This window comes from Pedobacter sp. HMWF019 (genome assembly GCF_003061025.1).
GTDB lineage: Bacteria > Bacteroidota > Bacteroidia > Sphingobacteriales > Sphingobacteriaceae > Pedobacter.
The window spans coordinates 2,829-3,703 of sequence record NZ_QAIL01000056.1 but is presented as its reverse complement, the minus strand read 5'-3'; positions in this window follow the sequence as shown (position 1 = coordinate 3,703).

Below are 875 nucleotides of genomic sequence, written 5' to 3'. Positions count from 1 at the left end.
CCTTTTTATATGACAAAAAATCTAAATACGGGGATCACAATCAGTATTGTTGTGATTGATTTTATTTAGAGTGGATTCTTATTATAAAAGAGCTAAATAACTAACATGATGTTATAAAAAAAATCATGTCGCTTAGTGTAGTCTGGCGTGGTAGGATTACTTAACCCATATTTAGAATAAATCATGAAAAAATTAACCTTAAAAAACTCTTTTTTTAAAAAAGACGAGGTATTAACGAGAAGCCAATTGAAGAAAGTTTTAGGTGGTCGAGGTAGTGTGCACTGTGAAACGTACCGTGATTGTAGTGCACTTTATCCAGTGTGTTATGTGACTAATGGATCATCCGGTGTCTGCTGTACTCAAGAAGAAATATATAATGGTACATGTTGAAGGTAGTATAGTCAGTTTATACGGAGAGTTTTCCCGTTTACATTTTTCTAAAATGTAAGACATTGATTATTTGAGCCCGGTATATCCGGGCTTTTTTATTTGCTGCTAACTAAGTACATTATTATGAAAGCAGTTTTACTCATATATCTTAGTATTTAAACTAGATTTTCTCCGGATTTTGCCATCTCAAATTCCCCTCAACCCCACCAATTTCTTGGCTATATTTTCATTTCTGTTAAATCTTATTCAAAATCTTGCTACTTAATTTTGCTTTATAATGCGGTATATTTAATTTATGTGTAAAATAATTTGTTTTATATTTGGATTGAAACGAAATAATTTTTAAACTTGATTAATATTTGAATTAATTAAGTAATACACCTAAAATTAACGGAATGAGCATCTCAAACTCACGTAATCGTCGGGAATCTGCCAGGGGAGACCCGGTTGAAAGGAAAACAGAGGGTTACCCCTGTAACACTGGA